This window comes from Amycolatopsis camponoti (assembly GCF_902497555.1).
Classification (GTDB): Bacteria; Actinomycetota; Actinomycetes; order Mycobacteriales; family Pseudonocardiaceae; genus Amycolatopsis; species Amycolatopsis camponoti.
The window spans coordinates 981,761-1,001,509 of record NZ_CABVGP010000003.1 but is presented as its reverse complement, the minus strand read 5'-3'; the positions used below and the strand labels follow the sequence as shown (position 1 = coordinate 1,001,509).

The 19,749-nt window shown below is 70.8% G+C and carries 18 protein-coding genes; 4 read left to right on the top strand and 14 right to left on the bottom strand.

Annotation, left to right across the window (positions count from 1 at the left end; translation table 11 throughout):
* Nucleotides 1-357: 357 nt before the first annotated feature.
* Both AA23TX_RS41185 and AA23TX_RS41180 read left to right on the top strand, forming a co-directional pair.
* Nucleotides 358-1,428, top strand: a complete 1,071-nt coding sequence (locus AA23TX_RS41185) for an HpcH/HpaI aldolase/citrate lyase family protein (protein WP_155548359.1) — start codon at nt 358-360, stop codon at nt 1,426-1,428.
* Complete coding sequence (locus AA23TX_RS41180) at nt 1,425-2,282, top strand: HpcH/HpaI aldolase/citrate lyase family protein (protein WP_155548358.1); 858 nt, start codon at nt 1,425-1,427, stop codon at nt 2,280-2,282. Before AA23TX_RS41185 ends, AA23TX_RS41180 begins: the two co-directional genes overlap by 4 nt.
* 15 nt (nt 2,283-2,297) lie before the next feature.
* On the opposite strand, the gene AA23TX_RS41175 is transcribed toward AA23TX_RS41180, so the two are convergent.
* The 10 genes from AA23TX_RS41175 to AA23TX_RS41130 all read right to left on the bottom strand — a co-directional run bounded on the left by AA23TX_RS41175 (nt 2,298) and on the right by AA23TX_RS41130 (nt 12,001).
* Nucleotides 2,298-3,143 (bottom strand): CU044_5270 family protein, encoded by an 846-nt coding sequence (locus AA23TX_RS41175; protein ID WP_155548357.1) that lies wholly within the window; start codon nt 3,141-3,143, stop codon nt 2,298-2,300.
* Nucleotides 3,136-3,651 carry an RNA polymerase sigma factor gene (locus AA23TX_RS41170; protein WP_155548356.1) on the bottom strand — a complete coding sequence of 172 codons (516 nt, stop codon included), beginning with the start codon at nt 3,649-3,651 and terminating at the stop codon, nt 3,136-3,138. The genes AA23TX_RS41175 and AA23TX_RS41170 overlap by 8 nt, the downstream gene beginning before the upstream one ends.
* 62 nt (nt 3,652-3,713) lie before the next feature.
* Nucleotides 3,714-5,099 carry an amidase gene (locus tag AA23TX_RS41165; protein ID WP_155548355.1) on the bottom strand — a complete coding sequence of 462 codons (1,386 nt, stop codon included), beginning with the start codon at nt 5,097-5,099 and terminating at the stop codon, nt 3,714-3,716.
* Between the two features lie 9 nt (nt 5,100-5,108).
* Nucleotides 5,109-5,864: an SDR family NAD(P)-dependent oxidoreductase gene (locus AA23TX_RS41160; protein ID WP_155548354.1), complete on the bottom strand. Its 756-nt coding sequence runs from the start codon at nt 5,862-5,864 to the stop codon at nt 5,109-5,111.
* Nucleotides 5,861-7,273, bottom strand: a complete 1,413-nt coding sequence (locus AA23TX_RS41155; RefSeq protein ID WP_196425819.1) for an aldehyde dehydrogenase family protein — start codon at nt 7,271-7,273, stop codon at nt 5,861-5,863. Before AA23TX_RS41155 ends, AA23TX_RS41160 begins: the two co-directional genes overlap by 4 nt.
* A complete protein-coding gene (locus AA23TX_RS41150; protein ID WP_155548353.1) occupies nt 7,266-8,039 on the bottom strand; it encodes an ABC transporter ATP-binding protein in 774 nt (257 codons plus the stop codon). The genes AA23TX_RS41155 and AA23TX_RS41150 overlap by 8 nt, the downstream gene beginning before the upstream one ends.
* Nucleotides 8,036-8,767 carry an ATP-binding cassette domain-containing protein gene (locus tag AA23TX_RS41145; protein WP_155548352.1) on the bottom strand — a complete coding sequence of 244 codons (732 nt, stop codon included), beginning with the start codon at nt 8,765-8,767 and terminating at the stop codon, nt 8,036-8,038. Before AA23TX_RS41145 ends, AA23TX_RS41150 begins: the two co-directional genes overlap by 4 nt.
* Complete coding sequence (locus AA23TX_RS41140; RefSeq protein WP_196425818.1) at nt 8,764-9,570, bottom strand: ABC transporter permease; 807 nt, start codon at nt 9,568-9,570, stop codon at nt 8,764-8,766. The genes AA23TX_RS41145 and AA23TX_RS41140 overlap by 4 nt, the downstream gene beginning before the upstream one ends.
* Nucleotides 9,570-10,514, bottom strand: coding sequence for an ABC transporter permease (locus AA23TX_RS41135; protein ID WP_155548350.1), 945 nt, complete (start codon nt 10,512-10,514; stop codon nt 9,570-9,572). Before AA23TX_RS41135 ends, AA23TX_RS41140 begins: the two co-directional genes overlap by 1 nt.
* Entirely contained in the window at nt 10,511-12,001 is a 1,491-nt protein-coding gene (locus tag AA23TX_RS41130) for an ABC transporter substrate-binding protein (RefSeq protein ID WP_196425817.1), read from the bottom strand. Before AA23TX_RS41130 ends, AA23TX_RS41135 begins: the two co-directional genes overlap by 4 nt.
* Before the next feature lie 127 nt (nt 12,002-12,128).
* Here AA23TX_RS41130 and AA23TX_RS41120 point away from each other — a divergent pair, with 127 nt between their 5' ends.
* Entirely contained in the window at nt 12,129-12,875 is a 747-nt protein-coding gene (locus AA23TX_RS41120) for a FadR/GntR family transcriptional regulator (protein WP_155548348.1), read from the top strand.
* 10 nt (nt 12,876-12,885) lie between these two features.
* On the top strand, nt 12,886-13,926 hold the full coding sequence (locus tag AA23TX_RS41115) for a patatin-like phospholipase family protein (protein ID WP_155548347.1): 1,041 nt from the start codon (nt 12,886-12,888) through the stop codon (nt 13,924-13,926).
* Here AA23TX_RS41115 and AA23TX_RS41110 read toward each other — a convergent pair.
* The 4 genes from AA23TX_RS41110 to AA23TX_RS41095 form a co-directional block, all read right to left on the bottom strand.
* Complete coding sequence (locus AA23TX_RS41110; RefSeq protein WP_155548346.1) at nt 13,912-14,493, bottom strand: class F sortase; 582 nt, start codon at nt 14,491-14,493, stop codon at nt 13,912-13,914. The two genes, AA23TX_RS41115 and AA23TX_RS41110, sit on opposite strands and share 15 nt — an antisense overlap.
* Nucleotides 14,490-15,260 (bottom strand): hypothetical protein, encoded by a 771-nt coding sequence (locus tag AA23TX_RS41105; RefSeq protein WP_230863038.1) that lies wholly within the window; start codon nt 15,258-15,260, stop codon nt 14,490-14,492. Before AA23TX_RS41105 ends, AA23TX_RS41110 begins: the two co-directional genes overlap by 4 nt.
* 61 nt (nt 15,261-15,321) lie before the next feature.
* Entirely contained in the window at nt 15,322-16,362 is a 1,041-nt protein-coding gene (locus tag AA23TX_RS41100; protein ID WP_155548345.1) for a trans-sulfuration enzyme family protein, read from the bottom strand.
* A gap of 91 nt (nt 16,363-16,453) precedes the next feature.
* Nucleotides 16,454-19,672: a penicillin acylase family protein gene (locus AA23TX_RS41095; protein ID WP_155548344.1), complete on the bottom strand. Its 3,219-nt coding sequence runs from the start codon at nt 19,670-19,672 to the stop codon at nt 16,454-16,456.
* Nucleotides 19,673-19,749: the final 77 nt, after the last annotated feature.

The window sequence follows — 19,749 nt, the reverse complement described above, 5'->3', positions numbered from 1 at the left end:
ACAGCGTGGCGGCGCGGCGTCGCCGGGTAGTGCGAGTGGCTGCGATCGGCGGCGCCCAGCGGTCGATGACCGGTCGGTAGGCGGTCATCCGACTTCGGTCGAACGGTGCGGCCAACCGAGTGATCGCGAGGTGAGTGGCACTACCGTCCGCCCGCGCCCGACTACCGGCGGCAGGATTCGCCCACCCCGCCCGACTAGCCCGTTCGGCGCAAACCCGGGAAAATCCACAGTGGACGCAGGCGCCTGAGCTGCGGTTGTCAGGTGTCACCCACACGGCGGTGACTTGCGCCGCAGCGCTGTCGCGCGCCCGCGACTAAAGTTACCCGCCAGTTACTTAGTCGTCGCTGTGGAGGACCGATGCGCTCCCCGAAGGACTTCTTCGCCCCGCTCGCCCTGGGCGCACCCGCCCCCGTGCGGGAGATCCCGGTGACGCCGTCCCGGATGATCCACTTCTTCGACCCGGGCAACGAGAAGATGGCGGCGAAGGTGCCGGACATCGCGAAGAAGGTCGACGTCCTGCTCGGGAACCTCGAGGACGCCGTGCGCGCCGACCGCAAGGAGGCCGCGCGCGCCGGGCTCGTCGCCATCGCCAAGGCGAACGACTTCGGCAAGACGCAGCTGTGGACCCGCGTCAACAGCCTGGATTCGCCGTGGGTGCTCGACGACCTGGTGACGCTCGTCACCGAGATCGGCGACAAGCTCGACGTGATCATGGTGCCGAAGGTCGAGGGCGCGCAGGACATCCACTACGTCGACCGCCTGCTGGCCCAGCTCGAAGCGCGCGCCGGCCTGACGAAGCCGTTGCTGGTGCACGCGATCCTCGAGACGGCGAGCGGGGTGGCCAACGTCGAGGAGATCGCCGGCGCCAGCCCGCGCATGCAGGGCATCTCGCTCGGCCCGGCCGACCTGGCCGCGAGCCGGCGGATGAAGACGACGCGCGTCGGCGGCGGCCACCCCGGCTACCTGGTGCGCACCGACCCGACCGGCGAAGACCTGACCGAAGGCCGGACGACCTACCAGCAGGACCTCTGGCACTACACGGTCGCGCGGATGGTGGACGCCTGCGCGATGCACGGGATCCTGCCGTACTACGGGCCGTTCGGGGACATCCGCGACGTCGTCGCGTGCGAGGACCAGTTCCGCAACGCGTTCCTGCTCGGCTGCGTCGGCGCGTGGAGCCTGCACCCGGTGCAGATCGACATCGCGAAGAAGGTGTTCTCGCCCGCACCGTCCGATGTGGCCTGGGCGCGCAAGGTGATCGCCGAGATGGGCGACGGCACCGGCGCGGTGATGATCGACGGGAAGATGCAGGACGACGCGTCGGTGAAGCAGTGCCGCGTGGTCGCCGAACTGGCCGACGCCCTCGCGGCGGACGACCCCGAACTCGCGGCGGCCTACGACGCCGCCACCAAGGAGGCCCTCGGATGACCGAGCTGAAGCCGAGACGCTCTGTTCTCTACATGCCCGGCGCGAACGAACGCGCGCTGGAGAAGGCCAAGACGATCCCGGCCGACGCGCTGATCCTCGACCTCGAGGACGCCGTCGCGCCGGACGCGAAGGAAGCCGCGCGCGAACGCGTGTGCGCCGCGGTGGGCAACTACGGTTCGCGCGAGGTGACGATCCGCGTCAACGGGCTCGACACCGAGTGGCACGACGCCGACCTGCGCGCGGCCGCGTCGGCCGGACCCGCCGCGGTGGTCGTGCCGAAGGTGAACTCGGCGGCCGAGGTGCACAACATCGAGCGGGCGCTGGAGCTGGGCGGAGCGCCGGCACACACGAAGATCTGGGCGATGGTCGAGACGCCGGTCGCGATGCTGCACGCGGAGGAGATCGCGGCGGCGTCGGAGCGGCTGACCGTGCTGGTGATGGGCACGAACGACCTGGCCAAGGAGCTGCACGCGGAGTTCGTCCCGGGCCGCGGGCCGCTGCTGGGCGGGCTTTCGCTGTGCCTGCTCGCCGCACGCGCGACCGGCAAGGTGATCCTCGACGGCGTCTACAACGACGTGAAGGACCTCGAAGGGTTCGAGGCGGAGTGCCAGCAGGGCCGCCAGTACGGCTTCGACGGCAAGACGCTCATCCACCCCGGCCAGGTCGAGCCGTGCAACCGGGTCTTCGCGCCGTCCGAAGAGGAGATCGACCGGTCGCGGCGGATCATCGAGGCCTTCGAAGCGGCGCAGAAGGAAGGCCGTGGCGTGGTCACTGTGGACGGCCGGATGATCGAAAACCTGCACGTCGACAACGCGCGGCGGGTGCTGGCGCTGGCCGAGGCCGTCAAGAGCTGACGGCCCCGGCCACGCTCACTTCGGCAGGTCGTCCGTCCATTCGCCACTGACCGCGAAGGTGTCGCCGTTCCCGTTCGTGACCGGTTTGCCGTCCGGGCCGATGAACACCGACGACCCGTCCACCTGGCCGGTCTTCGGGTCGACGACGAGGCGGCCGCCACCCGGCAGCCGCACGCTCCGGTCGTCCAGCGGGCGCACGCCCGGGTACGCGGCGATCGCGCGGAAGGCCGCCGCCCGGACCGCCGGGGGCGACGGCACGACGGAGACCAGGTCGATCAGGGACTGGAGCACCGCCATGTCCAGCTGGCCCGCCGGGTAGTGGTTCCGCGTGAGCCCGTCCACGAGCCAGTTCCGCAGGGCCGCCGGGTCCGGGGGCAGCGTCAAGATCGTGCTGAGGGTGACGTCGTCGTCGCCGTTGATCCGGATGGGCCGGGCTTGGGGCAGGAGCCTGAGTTTGCCGTTGTGGTTCTCATCGCGGTACCACTCCTGCCCGTCGGTGGTGGTCCAGTACTCCCACGTCTGCTTGCCCACCTTCGTGGTCGTGTGCCAGTACTTGCCGGTGCCGACCTGGGTTCGCTCGGCGACCGTGGCCGCCGCCAGCAGGACCTGCGGCCCCAGGTAGACCGGTGCCACCGCCTGGGGAGGCGGCGCCTGGGGAGGCGGGCTGCCGGGCAGGGTCGCCACGACGACCGCGACCGCCGCCGCCGCGGCGACGAGCCCGGTGCCGATCACCAGCGGACGCACGCGCTTGCGGCGGCCGCCGAGCAGGTGGTTCTGCAGCCGGTGCCGGCTGCGGTCGACGACGTCCTGAGTGGGTTCGTCCGGCAGGAGGGTCGTGCGCAGGGTTTCGAGGTCATTCATCGGTGGCCTCCGGGGCGAGGACGGGGGCGAGCTTCTTGCGGGCGCGCGTCAGCCGGGAGCCGACCGTGCCCGGGGAGATGCCGAGGGCCTCGGCGACTTCCGCGTAACCGAGGTCGGCGAGGGCCACGAGCAGCAGGACGTCACGTTCGCCCGACGTCAGCCGGGACAACGCTTTTCCCAGCTGCCCGCTCATGACGACGCGGTTTTCGTGCCCCTCGACGGGCCGGGGCACCTCGATCCGCGCGAGCGCGCGGTAGTGGCGGGCTTCCTTGCGGCGGTGGCGCGACACGAGGTTCGTCGCGATGCCGAACAGCCACGCCCGCACCTCGCCGCGGCCGGCGTCGAACGTCTTCCGCCGGTCGTAGGCGACGAGGAACGTCTCGGCGGCGACGTCCTCCGCGGTCTGGGCGCCGAGCCGCCCCGCCACGTACCGGTAGACGGCCGGGAAGTACCGGTCGTGCACCTCGGTGAACGGCTCGACGCCGGTCACCGGGGTTGCCTCTGTCATGCGGTTCCTTCCCTTCGGCGACAGCTTCACCACCACTTCGCCGCAGGACCGGAACTTCTTCCCTATCCGATCGGCCAGGGCCGCTGCGGCTCACGAAGGCCTTCGTACGCGGCGGCCGCGCGCAGGACGCCGACGTCGTCGAAGCGGCGGCCGGTGAGCTGGAGGCCGATCGGACGGCCGTCGTCGGTGTAGCCGCAGTTCACCGACACCGAGGGCTGGCCGGACATGTTGTACGGCACCGTGAACGCGATGTGCTCGAACGGCCTCGCCGGGTCGTTCGTCGGGGACGCCCACTCCGCGGGCGGGGCCGCGACCGGGCACGTCGGCGACAGGACGATGTCGTACGCCGACGTCGCGCGCAGGGCGGCCACGCTGATCGCGTCGATCTGGGCGAAGCCGCGGTAGACGTCCACCCCGGACACTTCCGCGCCGCCCGCGGCCCAGTCGGCGATGTACGGCAGGACCTTCGCGCGCCGCTCCGGCGACAGCGCCGCCATGTCCGACCAAGCGCGCGTGCGCCAGAAGACGTCGAGGCCGCTGAGCATCTCGCGCGTGAGGAACGGCCCGACCGGCTCGACGACCGCGCCCGCGGCTTCGAACGCCCGGGCCGCGGCGGTGACGGCGTCGCGGGTCGACGGGTCGACGGGGAGGCCGACGCCGGGGTCGAGGTGCAGGCCGACGCGCAGGCCCGCCACCGAGGAGTCCAGCGAGGACCAGTCGAAGTCGTGCGGCGGCAGGCTGAGGTGGTCCCGCGCGTCAGGGGCGGACAGCACGCTCATCAGCAACGCCGTGTCGGCGACCGTGCGGGTCATCGGGCCGGCGACACGCCCGAGGAACGGCGGGTCGACCGGCACGCGGCCGAAGCTCGGCTTCAGCCCGACGAGCCCGCACCAGCCCGCGGGCAGCCGGATCGAGCCGCCGATGTCGGTACCGACGTGCAGCGGTCCGTAGCCCGCGGCGCCCGCCGCGCCCGCACCCGCGCTCGACCCGCCCGGCGACGCCGACGTCCGCCACGGGTTCCGCGCCGTCTCGTGGAAGCTCGACAAGCCGGACGTCAGCATCCCGTAGTCCGGCATGGTCGTCTTGGCCAGCAGGACACCGCCGGACTCGCGGACGCGCGCGGCCGCCGGCGCGTCCTCGGCGGCCGGGACCAGCGAGGTGGCCGCCGTGCCCAGCGGTACCGGCGTGCCGCGGGTCGCGATGTTCTCCTTGAGCGTCAGCGGGACGCCGTCGATCGGGCCCAGCGGCTCGTCGGACGCCCAGCGCGCTTCGGACGCCTTCGCGTCTTCGAGAGCGCCCGAAGGGTCGTACGCGTACAACGCGTGCAACTCAGGCTCTCGCGCCTCGATGCGCGCGATGACGGCTTCGGTCACCTCTACCGGCGAGAGCGTCTTCGCGCGGTACTGCGCGACGAGCTCGACGGCGGTCAGGTCGGGCAACTCGGGCATGAACGCTCCTCAGGAGGCGGGCGGTTCGAAGCGGCCGTCGACGGCGGTCCACCCGCCGTCGACCGCGAGCACGGAGCCGGTCACGAACGACGAAGCGTCCGAAGCGAGGTACACGACGGCGCCGGCCAGCTCGTCCGGACGCGCCCAGCGCCCCAGCGCGCCCTTCGTCGCGTACGCGTCGTACCACTCGGGGTTCGCCTTGATCTGCGCGGTCAGCGGGGTTTCGACGACGCCGGGGGCGATCGCGTTGACCCGCACCCCGGCCGGGCCGAACTCCGCCGCGGCCGTCCGGAACAGCTGGACGAGCCCGGCTTTCGTCGCCGCGTACGGGCCCTGACCGGGCTCGACGGTCGTTCCGCGGATCGACGAGAAGCCGATGATGCTCCCTCGCCCCCGCGCGACCATGTCGGCGCCGAAGACGCGGACGACCTCGAAGCTGACGCCGAGGTTCAGCGCGATGACGCGGTCGAACTCTTCCCGCGTGTAGTCCAGCAAACGTTTGCGGACGTTGGTCGCGGCGGTCAGCACGACGATGTCCTGCGGGCCGAGGTCCGTCGCCGCGCGGTCGATCGCGCCGGGCGCCAGGAGGTCGATCTCGTACGCCTCGCCGACGCCGGCCTCGCGCGCGGCCTCGACGTCCCGGTCCGCGCACACGACGTCGGCGCCGTGCGCGGCCAGGGCTCGCGCGGCTTCGCGGCCGATGCCGCCGGCGCCCAGCACGACGGCCCGCCGGCCGTCCAGGCGGAACAGGTTTTCGTAGCTCACGGGCGCAGCACCGCCATCCTCGTCACGGTCAGCTCCTCGACGGCGAACCGCGGCCCCTCCCGGCCGATGCCGGAGTCCTTCACGCCGCCGTACGGCATGGTGTCCGAGCGGAAGCCGGGCACCTCGTTGACGATGACGCCGCCGACCTCCAGCTCGTCCAAAGCGCGGAACGCCGTGTTCAGGGACTTGCTGTAGACGCTGGCGTGGAGGCCGTAGCGGGAGGCGTTCACCGCGGCGAACGCTTCGTCCACATCGGACACCGTGCGCACGCAGACGACCGGGCCGAAGATCTCCTCGTCCCAGGCCTCGACACCGTCCGGGACGTCGAGCAGGACGGTCGGCCGCAGCACGGTGCCGTCGACGCCACCGCCGACCTGGCGAGCGCCGGACTTCTCGATCCACGCCGCGACGCGGTCGGTGGACGCGGGGTCGATCAGCGCGGACACCCGCGTCTTCTCGTCGCGGGGATCGCCGACGACGACCTCGTCGAGGCGGGCCAGCAGCCGTTCGGTGAACGCCGAAGCGACCGATGCGACGACCAGCACCCGCTGCACCGATATGCACGCCTGGCCGGACGCGTAGAAGCCGCCGCGCAGCACGGCGTCGGCCGCGGCGTCCAGGTCGGCATCGTCCGCGACGACCAAAGCCGCGTTCGAACCCAGCTCCAGCAGCGTTTTCGTCGGGGCGGCGTCCCGCGCGATGCGGTGGCCGACCGCGGCCGAGCCGGTGAAGGACACCGCGCCGATCCGGCGGTCGGTCGTCAGCGCCGCGCCGACGGACGCGTCGCCGGTGACCAGCTGGACCATCGCCGGAAGCGGCGCGAGCTGCCGGACCAGGTGCACCAGCCAGAGCGTGGCCAGCGGGGTCTGCGGCGCCGGCTTGACGATCACCGGGCAGCCCGCGGCGATGGCGGGCGCGATCTTGTGCGATGCCAGCAGCAGCGGGTAGTTGAAGCCCGCGATGCCGACGACCACCCCGATCGGCTTGCGCTTCCAGAACCCGACCAGGCCGTCGCCGGAAGGCAGCAGGTCCAGCGGCACGGTCTCGCCGTGCAGCCGGGAGACCTCTTCGGCGGCGGCTTCCCACGTGACGATCGTGCGCGCGACCTCGACGCGGCAGTCGACCAGCGGCTTGCCGGTCTCGAGGACGAGCAGGTTCTCGAACTCCTCACGGCGCTCAGCCAAAGCCGCAGCGACGTCGTTGAGCAGCGTGCGACGAGTCCGCGAAGGCAGCGAAGCCACTTCGCGCGCGACGGCGACAGCCTCGTCGACAGCGCGTCGAGCCAGCTCCGGCGTCCCGACGGGCGCGGTGCCGACGACGCTCCCGTCGTAGGGGAAAACGATTTCTTCGACGTCCACAGTGGACATCCAGCCCGCGCCGACCGGCAGGCCGTCCGGGTACTCAGTCATCTTCACCTCCGCTCAGCCGGGCCAGTTCCGCGCGCAGGTTCGGCGCGGCGGCCAGCAGTTCCCGGGTGTACTCGTGCTGCGGCGCGTCGTAGACCTGCGCCACGTCACCCAGCTCGACGATCTCGCCGCGGCGCATCACCGCGACCCGGTCGCACACGTGCCGGACGACGCCGAGGTCGTGCGACACGAAGATCAGTGTCAGCGCGAACTGCTCCACCAGCGACGCGAGCAGGTCGAGGATCTGGCCGCGCACGGAGACGTCGAGCGCGCTGACCGGCTCGTCGGCGATCAGCACGCTCGGGTTCGGCGCCAGCGCGCGGGCGATCGAAATCCGCTGCCGCTGCCCGCCGGAGAACTGGTGCGGGTAGCGCTGGGCGGCGTCGGCGGGCAGGCCGACCGCCGCGAGCAGCTCGGCCACCCGATCCGGCTCCCGGTGTCCCAGTGGCTCGGAGATGATGTCCCGCACGCGCATCCGCGGGTCGAGCGAACCCATCGGGTCCTGGAAGACGATCTGCAGCTCCGACCGCAGGAAGCCCAGGCGGCGTTCCGCCAGGTTGTCGATCCGGCGACCTTGGAAGGACACCGTGCCGGCGGTCGGCTTGTCGAGCGCGGCCAGCAGCCGGACCAGCGTCGACTTGCCCGAGCCGGACTCGCCGACGATGCCGAACCGCTGCCCGGCTTCGACGTCGAAACTGATTCCCCGCAGCGCGTGGACGTCCCGCCGGGCGTACCGGCGTTCGAGGTCGCGGACTTCGATGATCGTCATCGCCGGGCCTCCAGGTCCGAGGCGTCCAGGAGCTTGCGCGTGTACTCGTGCTTCGGCGATGTCAGTACTTCGCGCGTCGAGCCCGCTTCGACGATCTCGCCGTCCAGCATCACGAGCACGCGCTCGCACACCGACGCGACCACCGCGAGGTCGTGCGTGATGAACAGCAACGCGCTCTCGGCGGGCAACGACGTCTTGATGAGCGACAGGATCTGAGCCTGCACGGTGACGTCGAGAGCGGTCGTCGGCTCGTCGCAGATCAGCAGCGACGGCTCGTTGGCCAGCGCCATCGCGAGGACGACCCGCTGCCGCTGGCCGCCGGACAGCTGGTGCGGGTACGCGCGGGCCGTGCCGGCCAGGCCCACCGAGGCGAGCAGGTCTTCGGCGCGGTGGCGACGGCCGTGGATCCGGCCGGGCTCGGTGACCTGGCGGCCGACGCGCATGGCCGGGTTCAACGCCGTCATCGGCTCCTGGAACACCATGGCCAGCTCGTCGCCGCGCAGCCGGGACAGGTCCTTTTCGGACATTCCGAGCAGCTCGCGGTCGCCGAGCCGGATCGAGCCCGACGGGAGCAGCTCCTCGGGCAGCAAGCCCATGATCGACAACGCCGTCAACGACTTCCCCGACCCGGACTCCCCGATCAGGCCGACACGCTCACCGGCGCCGATCTCGAAGGAGACGTCGCGAACGAGCGAAGAAACGGTGAGACCCGACACCGAGAGCGTCATACCTTCGCCGCCAATCGGGGGTCCAGGCGGTCGCGCAGGCCGTCGCCGAGGAGGTTGAAGCCGAGCACGGCCACCGCGATCGCGATGCCCGGCACCAGGGCCAGCCGCGGCTGGATCGTGAGAAGTTCTTGGGACTCCTGCAGCATCCGGCCCCACGACGGCGTCGGCGGCCGGGTGCCGAAGCCGAGAAACGACAACGCCGCTTCGGCGAGCACGGCGATCGCGAACGACACCGACGCCTGCACGATCAGCAGTCCCGAGATGTTCGGCAGCACGTGCCGCGCGGCGATCGTCAGCCGGGACCGGCCGCCGGCGCGCGCGGCGAGCACGAACTCGGTGCTCATCACCTGCAGCGTCCCGGACCGGGCGATCCGCGCGAACGACGGGATGGTCGCGATGCCGATCGCGACCATCGCGGTCAGCGTGTCCGCCCCGAACACCGCACCGAACATGATCGCCAGCAGCAGCGCCGGAAACGCCAGCACGAGGTCGTTGACGCGCATGACGAACTCGCCGAGCCACCGCGGGGACATTCCCGCGAGGATCCCCAGTGGCGTACCGATGACCGCCGCGATTCCGACGGCGACCACACCGACGTACAACGTGGTCCGCGCGCCGACCATGATCTGGCTGAGCAGGTCCCGCCCGAACTTGTCCGTGCCGAAGAGGTTCGAGCCGCCGAAGCCCAGCAGCCGGTGCGCCGCGTCGACCTTCACCGGGTCGAACGGTGTCCAGAAGAACGACAGCACCGCGGCCAGCACCACCAGGCCGACGAGCACCCCGCCGATGACCAGATTGCGCATCACGAACCTCGCAATCGCGGGTCGAGCACGGTGTAGAGGACGTCGACGAGGAAGTTGACCAGCAGCACGCCGACGACCAGCACGAGCACGATCCCCTGCACGGTCAGCAAGTCACGCGACGAGACGGCGTCCAGCAGCATCGAGCCCAGACCGGGCAGCACGAACACGCGCTCGACGACGACCGCGCCGATCAGCAGCGTCGCCAGCTGGAGGCCGAGCACGGTCACCACGGGCACCGACGCGTTCCGCAAGCCGTGGCGCACCAGCGCCTGCCCGGGCCGGAGCCCCTTCGACCGCGCGGTGCGCAGGTAGTCCTGGCCCAGCGTGTCCAGCACCGCCGACCGCACGTACCGCGTGAGCACCGCGCCCTGCACCAGGCCCAGCGACAACGCCGGGAGGACCAGCCCGCGGAAGAACTCGCCGAAGTCCTGGTTCGGCGGCGTCCACCCGCCCGACGGCAGCCAGCGCAGCTGCACGGCGAAGATCTGCACGAGGATGATCCCGGCCAGGAACGCGGGGATCGCGACGCCGATCTGCGACAGCCCGGAAACGCCCGCGCCGGCCGCTTTCCGGTGCTTCACCGCGGCGAACGTGCCCGCCGGGATCGCGATCACCAGCGCCACCAGCATCCCCGCGCCGACCAGCCAGAGCGTGACGCCGAGACGGTCGAGCAGCTGCGGGCCGATGGAGTCACGGGTGACGTACGAACGGCCGAAGTCGCCGTGCAGCACCCCACCGATCCAGTCGAAGTACTGCGTGACCAGCGGGCGGTCGATGCCGAACTCGGCGCGGGTCTTGGCCAGCAGCTCCGGCGTCGCGTTGACGCCGAGCGCGACCTGCGCCGGATCGCCCGGCAGGACGGCCATGAACAGGAACACGATGATCGACGCGACCAGTACGCTGACCACGAAGATCGCCACCCGGCGCAGTACCCTGGCCGTCATCGCGGTGCCAGTCCGGTGAGGTCGAAGGACTCGCTGACCTGGTTCTGGACGAACCCGCCGACCTTGGCCTTCGCGACGATGACGTTGGGGAAGAGGAACAGCCAGTCCGCGGCGGCGTCGGTGTTGAGCTGCCGCGCCACCTGCTTCATGTCCGCGACCTGCTGCTCCGGCGTCCCGCTGTCGGCCTCGGCGAGCAGCTGCTGGACGCGCTTGCTGTCGTAACCCCAGTAGTACTTCGGCTTCCCGAACGTCGTGATGTCACGGGCCTCGACGTGCTGGATGATCGACAGGTCGTAGTCGTGATCGGTGAACACCTGCTTCAGCCACACCGCCGGGAAGTCGAGCGGCTCGATCGACGTCCGCACGCCGACGTCGGCCAGCTGCGACTGGACGACCTGCGCGGCCGACACCGCGTACGGCAGGTTCGGGATCCGCAGCCGCAGGTTCAGGTTCGTCGCCCCCGCCTCGGTCAGCAGCGCCTTCGCCTTCGCCGGATCGAACGGATAGACCCCGGAAAGGTCCTCGTACCAGGGATCGGTCGGCGGGACCATGCTGCCGATCAACGTCCCGCGGCCCGCCCACGCCGTGTCCAGCAACGCCTTCCGGTCGATCGCGTACGTCAGCGCCTGGCGCACGCGGACATCGTTCAGCGGCGCCCGCGCGTTGTTCATCGCCAGCGTGACCTCGCTGTTCGACGTGCCCTGGACGACCTGGAACCGGTCGTCCGCCTGGAACTGCGGGATCGAGTCCGGCGCGGTGATCGCGGAGATGACGTCGATGCCGTTGCTGTAGAGCGCGTTGTTGAGCGCGGTCGGGTCCTTGATGTACTTGAGGACGACCGTCTTGTACGCCGGTTCCCGGCCCCAGTACGCGGGATTCGCCTTCAGCACCACGGAGTCGCCGCGCTTGCGAGCGGCCACGACGTACGGCCCGGTCCCGACCGGCTTGTTCGCCAGGTCCGCCACGCCCGTCGGGCTGAACATCGCGCCGAGCCGGCTGGTGAGGCTGAACAGCCAGCCGTTGGACGGCTTCGACAGCACGACCCGCGCGTGGTCCGGCGCGACGACGTCGACGTGGTCGACGACGTCCATCGTGGACTTGATCGAGATCGTCCAGGCGGTCTTCACGCGCAGCAGCGAGAACTTGACGTCCTCGGCGGTGAACGGCGCGCCGTTGCTGAATTTCACGCCCGGCTGCAGCTGGAAGTCGTAGGTCTTCCGGTCCGGGCTGATCGTCCACGACTTCGCGAGCAGCGGCACGACCTTGCCCTGCGCGTCGAGCTTCACCAGGCCTTCGTAGACGTTGTAGAGCAACGCCTGCGGGATCGCGGCACCGTCGGTCTTGGTGAAGTCGAAGTTCGCCGGTTCCGCCGTGAAGCCGACGGAAAGTGTGTCCGGACCAGCGGAAACGCTGGCCGACGAGCCGGCCGAGCAGCCGGACACCACGAGCAGCAGCGCCGCTGCCAGCACGTGAAGTCGGGCTTTCATCTGGCCTCCAGGGCTGTAACAACCGGGACTTCGCCCCGGGCCGGGGGCTCCGCCACCCGGACCCCCGAAAAAGTTAGTACACTGGTCTGACCAGTAGCCTGCACGCGACGGACGTCGAGGTCAAGGGATGCGGTTCGAACCGGTGGCTCCGGTCCGCGCGTACGAGCGGGTCGTCGAGCAGATCGAGCAGGCCGTGGTCAGCGGCGCGCTCAAGCCGGGGGAACGCCTGCCGAGCGAGCGCGAGTTGATGATCCAGTTCGGCGTCGGCCGCTCGACGGTCCGGGAAGCCCTGCGCGTTCTGCAGGCCGCCGAAATGATCCGGTCGCGACCCGGCGACCCGCGCGGGCCCGAGGTGCTGGCCGCGTCCCCCGCCGCGTTGCACCGCTCGATGCACCGGCTCGCGCGCGCCGAGCACGTCGGGCTCGCCGAGCTGCTGCAGTTCCGGATGATCCTCGACGGCTCGGCCCACCTGCTCGCCGCCGAGTTGCGCACCGACGACGACCTGGCCGGCCTCGACACGGCGCTGGAAGCGATGCGCGAAGGCGTCTCGCACGGCTATGCCGAGTTCAGCCGCGCCGACGTCGCGTTCCACGAAGTCATCGCGCGGATCTCGCGCAATCCCCTGCTGGTGGTCAGCGAAGAAGTCGTGCGCGGAGTCGTGCTGGAGCTGATCGAGGACAAGCTGGAGCACGCCAGCAACCGGACGTCGCTGATGCGTGCCTGGCTCGCCCACCACGCCGAGGTGCTCGACGCGATCCGCGCGGCCGACGGCGCCGGCGCGGCCCACCTGGCCAAACAGGCGTTGTACGACAACTACGCCGAACACGTGCCTGCCGCACAACGGCCGCTGCTCGCGCCGTTGCTGCGGTCCTAGACTGCGCGGGATGGACACGGCGAAACGAGACGGGGTCGGGCTCGCGCTGTCCGGCGGCGGTTATCGCGCGATGCTCTTCCACGCCGGCGCGCTCTGGCGGCTCAACGAACTCGGCTGGCTGCCCAAGCTGACCACCGTCTCCAGCGTTTCCGGCGGTTCGATCGCGGCCGGGGTGCTCGCGCACGCGTGGCACAAGCTGTACTTCGGCGACGACGGCATCGCGGAGAACTTCGGCAAGGAAGTCGTGCAGCCACTGCGGAAACTGGCGCGCACCAACCTCGACGTCCCGGTGACGCTGAAGGCCATGGTGATGCCGTGGCGCAGTGCCGGCGAAGAACTGGCCCGCCGCTACGCGAAGCACCTCTTCGGCGACTGCTGCCTGGCGGACCTCGACCCGGCCGGCCCGAACTTCGTGTTCACCGCGACCAGCCTGCAGGACGGCTCGCTCTGGTGGTTCTTCCGCCAGCCCGGCCCGCACGGGCAGGTGCCGCTGGCGACGGCGGTGGCCGCGTCGTCGGCCTTCCCGCCGCTGCTTTCGCCGGTCGTGATCCCGGATCCGCACCGGCCGGACCGCAAGATCGTGCTCAGCGACGCCGGCGTGTACGACAACCTCGGCCTCGACCCGATCGAGAACCAGCGCGCGACCGTGCTCGTCAGCGACGCCGGCAAGAAGATGAAGCACGAGGAGCGGCCGAAGCACAACTGGCCGATGCAGCTGTTCCGCGTGCTGACCGTGATGGACAACCAGGTCCGCGAGCTGCGCACCGGGTCGCTGCTGAAGTCCTACGAGGACAAGCAGTTCGCCGGCACGTACTGGGCGACCTACAGCGACATCACGCACTTCGAGCTGCCGGACGCGCTGCCGGCGCCCATCGGACGGACCCGCGAGCTGGCCGAGACGAAGACGCGGCTGACCAGGATGTCCGAGCGGACGCAGGACAACCTGATCAACTGGGGCTACGCCGTCTGCGACGCCGGCATGCGGCGCTGGGTGTGCCCGGACTCGACGTCGGAGCCGGAGTTCCCGTACCCCGGCTCAGGCGTTGGCTAGGTTCGCGTAGACGACGATGTTGTCCTGGTAACTGTGCTCGGCGTGGTCGAACGCGCCACCGCAGGTGATCAGGCGCAGCTCGGGCTTGTCGCTGTTGCCGTAGACGGCGTCCTTCGGGAACGTGTCCTTCGGAACCTGCGTGACGCGGTCGACGACGAACTTCAGCTTCTTGCCGTCGCTGCGGTCGATGTCGACCTCGTCGCCGGGCACGAGGTCCTTGAGCTTGTAGAAGATGCCGGGCTTCTTGTCGCCGTCGACGTGCCCGAGCACGATCGCCGGGCCGACGTCCCCGGGCACCGGCGACAGCTTGTACCAGGCGGCCTGCATCGGCTGGTGCACCGACGGGACGGAGATCGAGCCGTCGGTCTTGACCGCGACCGCGAGCAGGCTGGACTCGGCGCCGATCTTGGGGATCTTCACCGAGGTCGGCCGGAGTCCCTTGAACGGCGCGGTCACCGGCACCGAGGCGGGAACGGGCGCCGGCGCCGCTCGGGGAGGCGCCGGGGTGCTGCACGCGGCCAGTGTCAGGACGAGCGCGACGGCCGCGCCCGCCCGGCGAAGCGTCACCTGGCTGTTCCGCCGAAGCCCGTCTCGACCCCGCCCTTGGGCGCGACCTTGACCTGGGCCTTCGGAGCGGCGTTGCCGGCCGCGGTGGTGGTCGTCGAAGTCGCCGTGGTCACCGGCGCGGTGCTCGAAGCCGGCGCGCTGGTGCTGGTCGGCGCGCTGCTGGTGCTCGTGGCGGTGGTCGTGCTGGTGACCGGCGGCTGCTCCTGCTCGAACTCGACGACGCCGGTGCCTTCGACGCCCGCGCAGGTCCAGCTGAACTTGCCGGTGGTCGTGCCCGCGGGCAGCTCGGTGACGCGGACGGTGTAGTTCCAGGTCCGGCCGTCGGACTCGTCCTGGTCCGGGCCGCCGGTGACGGTCAGGTACTGGGTGGCGAGGTTGCCGGGCGCACCCGCCGCGCAGTTGATGACCAGGACGCCTTCGCCGCCGACGCCGACGAAGCCCGCGCCGGTGTTGTCCTGGAAGGGGTCGTCCTTCGGCGGTTCGCTCGTCGCGGACGTCGAGGTCGTGGTGTCCGGCCTGGTGCCGGTCGTGGTGACGCCGGTCGTCGGGTCCGCCGACGTGGTCGACGTGGTGACCGGGGTCGTGGTCTCGGTCGTGGCCGGGGCCGTGGTGGTCGTCGTCTCCGAAGTGGACACAGTGGACGTCGTGGTCGTCGTGTCGGGAGCCGTCGTGTCGGTCTCCTGCGCCAGCGCGACCGGCGCGGCGGCGAAGGTGGCCAGCGCCGCCGCCGAAACGACACCCGCGACCCGGTTCAGCGTTCTACCCACGATGACTCCCAACGGCGGTTGACCTGCGATGCCGCGACTATCGACGATTTGTCGACCCGCGTTACTCCGCTAACGCGCTGTTCAGGTCCCGCCACAGGTCGTCAGGGTCTTCCAGGCCGACGCTGAACCGGATCAACCCGCCCGGCACGCGCTCCTCGCCCGGGAGCCACGCCCGCCGTTCGACCAGGCTTTCGACGCCACCGAGGCTCGTCGCCGGGACGATCAGCCGGGTCGACGCGCAGAAGCGGTCGGCGGCCTCGGCGCCGTCCAGCTCGAAGGCGACCATCATCCCGAAGCCCGGGTAGCGCACCCGCGTCACCGCGGGGTGCTCATCGAGGCGCGACGCCAGCAGCGCGGCGGTGCGGGACTGCTCGGCCAGCCGGACCGGCATGGTCCGCAGGCCGCGCAGCGCGAGCCAGGCTTCGAGCGCGCCCGGCGTCGAGCCGACGCGGGTCCGCGCGCCCTTCAGCTCGGCAGCGACCTCGGGATCCTTGGCGACGGTGATGCCCAGCAGCAGGTCGCTGTGCCCGCCGATCAGCTTGGTCGCGCTGTGCACCACGACGTCGGCGCCGAGCTCGAGGGGCCGCTGCTGCAACGGCGTCGCGAAGGTGTTGTCCACGACGACCCGGCCGCGCGCGGCGGCGGCGATGGTCTCGATGTCCATCACGTCGAGCGTCGGGTTGGTCGGCGACTCGAGCCAGACCAGGTCGGACGTCGCGGCCTCGGCGACCCAGGCCGCGGTGTCGGTCGGCTCGAGCTCGGTGACGGCGAGCTTGCCGAGCTTCTGCGCGTGCGCGAGCACCCCGCGCGTCACGGCGTAGCTGAACGTCGGCACGACCACCCGCGACCCGACCGGCAGCAGGTCCAGCACGGCGGACAGCGTCGCGACGCCGGACGCGAACGCCGTCGCGTGGCCGCCTTCCAGCGCCCCGATGGTCTCCTCGAGCGCGTGCCAGGTCGGCGTCCCGTCACCGCGCGCGTAGACGGCATCGCCACCGGCCCGGTAGGTGCTCGTGGCGACGAGCGGGGTGTTCAGCGGCTCGCCGGGGCCGTGCGGCCGGCCGGCGGCGATGGCCTTGGTGCGGGGCGTCCAGTCGTCCATGCGATCACGGTAACCGCAGGTCATGCCCCGGTCACTGTGACGAAGACGGCCGGCCCGCCCCCGCGTCCAGGGGCGAGCCGGCCTGGCTCCTTCAGTGGGCGAAGACCTCGAACTCGTAGAGCGAGTACCCGTACTTCGTCCCGCGTTGGACGCCTTGCAGCTTCACGAACCTGGCCTGGGCCGGCGCGAAGGACAAGTTGTCCTGGCCGCCGTCCCCGTCCGTGACGACCGCCGCGTCCGTCCAGTTCACCGCATCCGGTGAGGTCTGGATCTTGTAGCTCTTGCCGTAGGCGGATTCCCAGCTGAGCCCGACCCGAGAGACCTGCTGCACCGAACCGAGGTCGACGGTGATCGCCTGGTCGTCGCTCCAGTCGCTGGCCCAGCGGGTCGAGGCGTTCCCGTCGATCGCGTTCGCCGCCGGCGACGGGTAGAAGCCGGTCTCGGCGCTGGTGGCGCTGACCGTCTTGCCCGGTGCGAGGTTCGCGATGTTGTCGCCGCGGTGCGCGGTGTACTCGACGACCTGCTGGAACGTCGGGCGGTTTTGCCAGCTGATCTTGTCCTGCGTGATGCCGCCCAGCGGGTTGTGCACGATCGTGTCGGCACACCACTGGTCGCCCGCGGAGCAGTTCGCGTCACCGGGGTAGACGGTGTTCGCGGCCTGGCCCGCGGCGGTGGTCAGCGAGTCGACGAGCGCCTGGCGGCACGTCGTGACGTTGCCGCCGCCGCAGAACGTGCTGGCCAGCGGGCCGGCCACCGGCTGGCCGAGCACCTGCCGGATGTCCTTGCTGACGTAACCCCACCAGCCGAACTGGAACGACGAGCCCTTGTGCGGCTGGCCGGTGTGCTGGCCGTTGCCGTTCTGGAAGCCGGACGGGCTTTCGTTGATGCCCAGCACGCCCGTCATCGCGTTGTAGGCGTTGTCGCCCATGCCCGGCTTGAACTCCGCCTGGACCAGCAGCGGCCACCACGCGTCGAAGATCCGGATCGCGTCGGCGTCGGTGTAGGCCTTGCTGCCCGCCGAAGTCTCCTTGCGCTGCTGACCGTGCGTGAGCCACGTCTTGAGCTTCGCCTCGGCGTCGGCCGCCGCACCGGTGGTCGGCGTCTTGTCGAGCACCTGCAGCAGCAGCGGCAGGACGCGCTCGGCACGCAGGTCGGACAGCGCGGCGTCCTCCATCGCCTGGGTCAGGTTGACCCGGGTGACCTTGGTGCCGCTGGAGATCAGCTTCTTGACGCGCGAGTCGAGCAGGTCGACGCGGTGTACGGCGGACTTGTCCGCGCCCGCCGCCGCGTAGCCGTTGGCCTGCGCGTTGTTCCAGCTGACGTAGTAGTCCTGGTTGACCGACTGCGGGTGCTGCGACGCCGGGGTGTAGGTCGCGACGTTGCCGTTCGGGTTCCAGCCGGTCCAGTCGTGCCCCTGGTCACCCCACACCGGCATGTTCGGATCCACATTGGACTGCCGGGCCGGGTTCGCGCCGGAGTTGAAGTACGCGATGTCCTTCGAGTCGGCGTAGAACCAGTTGAACGTGAAGTTGATGTCGGCCGCGGCCTTCTGGAAGTCCGCCGCGGACTTGACGAAGCCCGGGTCGTTCAGCTCCTGGAAGCCGATCAGCGAGTCGGCCTCGTGGAAGAGCGAGGACCGCAGCTGCGCGTACGCCACGGGCTTGCCGCCGACCGTCGCCCGGCTGGCCACCGGGCCGTACTTCGTGCGGTAGGCACGCAGGGTGTACGAGCCGGCCGCGGTGCCGTCGGCCACCGTCGGGCTCCAGGAGTCCTTGACCTCCACGGTGTCCATCGGCACGCACTGGCCCTGGTAGGTGTAGTAGTTCGAGTCCTTCGTCGGTGCCTTGCCGCTCGGGTCGCACAGGGTGAGCGCGTAGGTGTCGATGATGTCCTGCGCCGACGTCGTCGCGCTCCACGAGTAGTCCTGGCCGCGGCCCAGCAGCACGTACATGCTCAGCCCGGCGAAGGCCGCGCCGCGGGCGCTGATGCCCGGGCCCTGCAGCTCCTGCAGCAGGAGCAGCTGCGGGGCGAAGTACCCGGTCTGCGGGCCGAAGACGGCGACCGGGTGGCCGCTGGCGGTCTTCGAGCCGGACACGACCAGCGCGTTCGACATGCCGTGCTTGTCGGTCAGCATGTCGCCCGGCAGCACGCCGTTGTCGAACATGCCGCGGGCGGGCTCCTGCGCGGCCGGGGCCGGGACGTCCACAGTGGACGGCGTCGCGGTCGACGCCGAACCGGTCTGGTCGAACACCAGCTGCTGCGGGGTCACCGACCCCTTGTCCGGCAGGGCCTGCCCGACCGGGTTGGCCGGGGTCTTGCCGTACGGGAACGTCTGCCCGTCGTGCAGCGTCTTGACGGCCTCGGGGTCGTCCTCGGACCGCAGGCTCTGCCAGACCTTCTCGCCCTGCACGGCGCCGTACTGCTCCTGCAGCGCCAGCTTCGCGACGGCGTTCTGCACCTCGCCACCGCCGCCGGCGCCGAACTCGGCCCCGACCAGCGAGGCGAGCGCGACCAGGTCGGTCAGCTTGAACGGGTCGATGGTGCCGGCGTTGGTGATCGCGTCGACGTGCCCGGTGAGGACGTACTCGCCCGGGAAGTAGCGGCCGTTGTGGGAGTCGGTGATGTACTTGTTGATCCCGTCGACGTACGCCTGCGCGTCGGCGAGGCCCTGTGCGCCACGCGGGCCGCTCGCGGCGACGTTGTCGATCTGCTTCTGCAGTTCGGCTTCGGTGTAGGGCGCGTTCGCGAAGAAGCTCTGCTCCAGCTCGCGGTTGGCCTGGGCGCCGCCGGCGAACGACGTCACCTGGCCGCGGGCGGCGTGGCGCAGGACGTCCATCAGCCACAGCCGGTCCTGCCCGGCCGCGTAGCCGGCGCCGAACTCGGTGCCGGCGCGCGTGGTGCCGGTGATGTGCGGGACGCCGAGGGACTTGTCGCGCACGATCGTCACGTCGGAGCGCGGCTGGATCGTGCTGGCGACCTGGTCGGCGGCGACGCCGAACGACGAGTCGTTGAAGTACTGGTTGATCGCCCCGGTGGTCAGCGTCTGGTAGCCGCCGGCCAGCGAGGAGTACTTGCCGAGCTGGTCGGCCGCGTGCGCCGGCCGGGTGCCGAGCACCTTGTGCGCCAGGATCTCGGCGAGGGTGGCACTGCCGTTTTCGCCGGGCGGCAGGATGTCGCTGCACTGCCCGCCGCAGTAGTCGTTGGGCGCGGCGGCCGCTTCGGCGGCCGGAGCGGTGACAGCGACCTGGGTGAGCCCGGCGACCAGGCCCGCCAAAGCCGTCAAGGTCAAGGTGCGGATGCCGCGTCGCATCAGGGCTCCCTCGGTCAAGGAGAGTGACGAAGCGCACGCTACCCACCAGTAGGACAAGTGTGAAGACTTTTCGCGTT

What these genes read in the sequence shown, in the direction of transcription:
- AA23TX_RS41185 (WP_155548359.1), top strand. Translation starts at nt 358, where the DNA reads ATGCGCTCCCCGAAGGACTTCTTCGCCCCGCTCGCCCTGGGCGCACCC.
- AA23TX_RS41120 (WP_155548348.1), top strand. Translation starts at nt 12,129, where the DNA reads ATGCGGTTCGAACCGGTGGCTCCGGTCCGCGCGTACGAGCGGGTCGTC.
- AA23TX_RS41170 (WP_155548356.1), bottom strand. Translation starts at nt 3,651, where the DNA reads ATGACAGAGGCAACCCCGGTGACCGGCGTCGAGCCGTTCACCGAGGTG.
- AA23TX_RS41100 (WP_155548345.1), bottom strand. Translation starts at nt 16,362, where the DNA reads ATGGACGACTGGACGCCCCGCACCAAGGCCATCGCCGCCGGCCGGCCG.
- AA23TX_RS41130 (WP_196425817.1), bottom strand. Translation starts at nt 12,001, where the DNA reads ATGAAAGCCCGACTTCACGTGCTGGCAGCGGCGCTGCTGCTCGTGGTG.
- AA23TX_RS41145 (WP_155548352.1), bottom strand. Translation starts at nt 8,767, where the DNA reads ATGACGCTCTCGGTGTCGGGTCTCACCGTTTCTTCGCTCGTTCGCGAC.
- AA23TX_RS41150 (WP_155548353.1), bottom strand. Translation starts at nt 8,039, where the DNA reads ATGACGATCATCGAAGTCCGCGACCTCGAACGCCGGTACGCCCGGCGG.
- AA23TX_RS41095 (WP_155548344.1), bottom strand. Translation starts at nt 19,672, where the DNA reads ATGCGACGCGGCATCCGCACCTTGACCTTGACGGCTTTGGCGGGCCTG.
- AA23TX_RS41115 (WP_155548347.1), top strand. Translation starts at nt 12,886, where the DNA reads ATGGACACGGCGAAACGAGACGGGGTCGGGCTCGCGCTGTCCGGCGGC.
- AA23TX_RS41165 (WP_155548355.1), bottom strand. Translation starts at nt 5,099, where the DNA reads ATGCCCGAGTTGCCCGACCTGACCGCCGTCGAGCTCGTCGCGCAGTAC.
- AA23TX_RS41140 (WP_196425818.1), bottom strand. Translation starts at nt 9,570, where the DNA reads ATGCGCAATCTGGTCATCGGCGGGGTGCTCGTCGGCCTGGTGGTGCTG.
- AA23TX_RS41175 (WP_155548357.1), bottom strand. Translation starts at nt 3,143, where the DNA reads ATGAATGACCTCGAAACCCTGCGCACGACCCTCCTGCCGGACGAACCC.
- AA23TX_RS41135 (WP_155548350.1), bottom strand. Translation starts at nt 10,514, where the DNA reads ATGACGGCCAGGGTACTGCGCCGGGTGGCGATCTTCGTGGTCAGCGTA.
- AA23TX_RS41155 (WP_196425819.1), bottom strand. Translation starts at nt 7,273, where the DNA reads ATGACTGAGTACCCGGACGGCCTGCCGGTCGGCGCGGGCTGGATGTCC.
- AA23TX_RS41180 (WP_155548358.1), top strand. Translation starts at nt 1,425, where the DNA reads ATGACCGAGCTGAAGCCGAGACGCTCTGTTCTCTACATGCCCGGCGCG.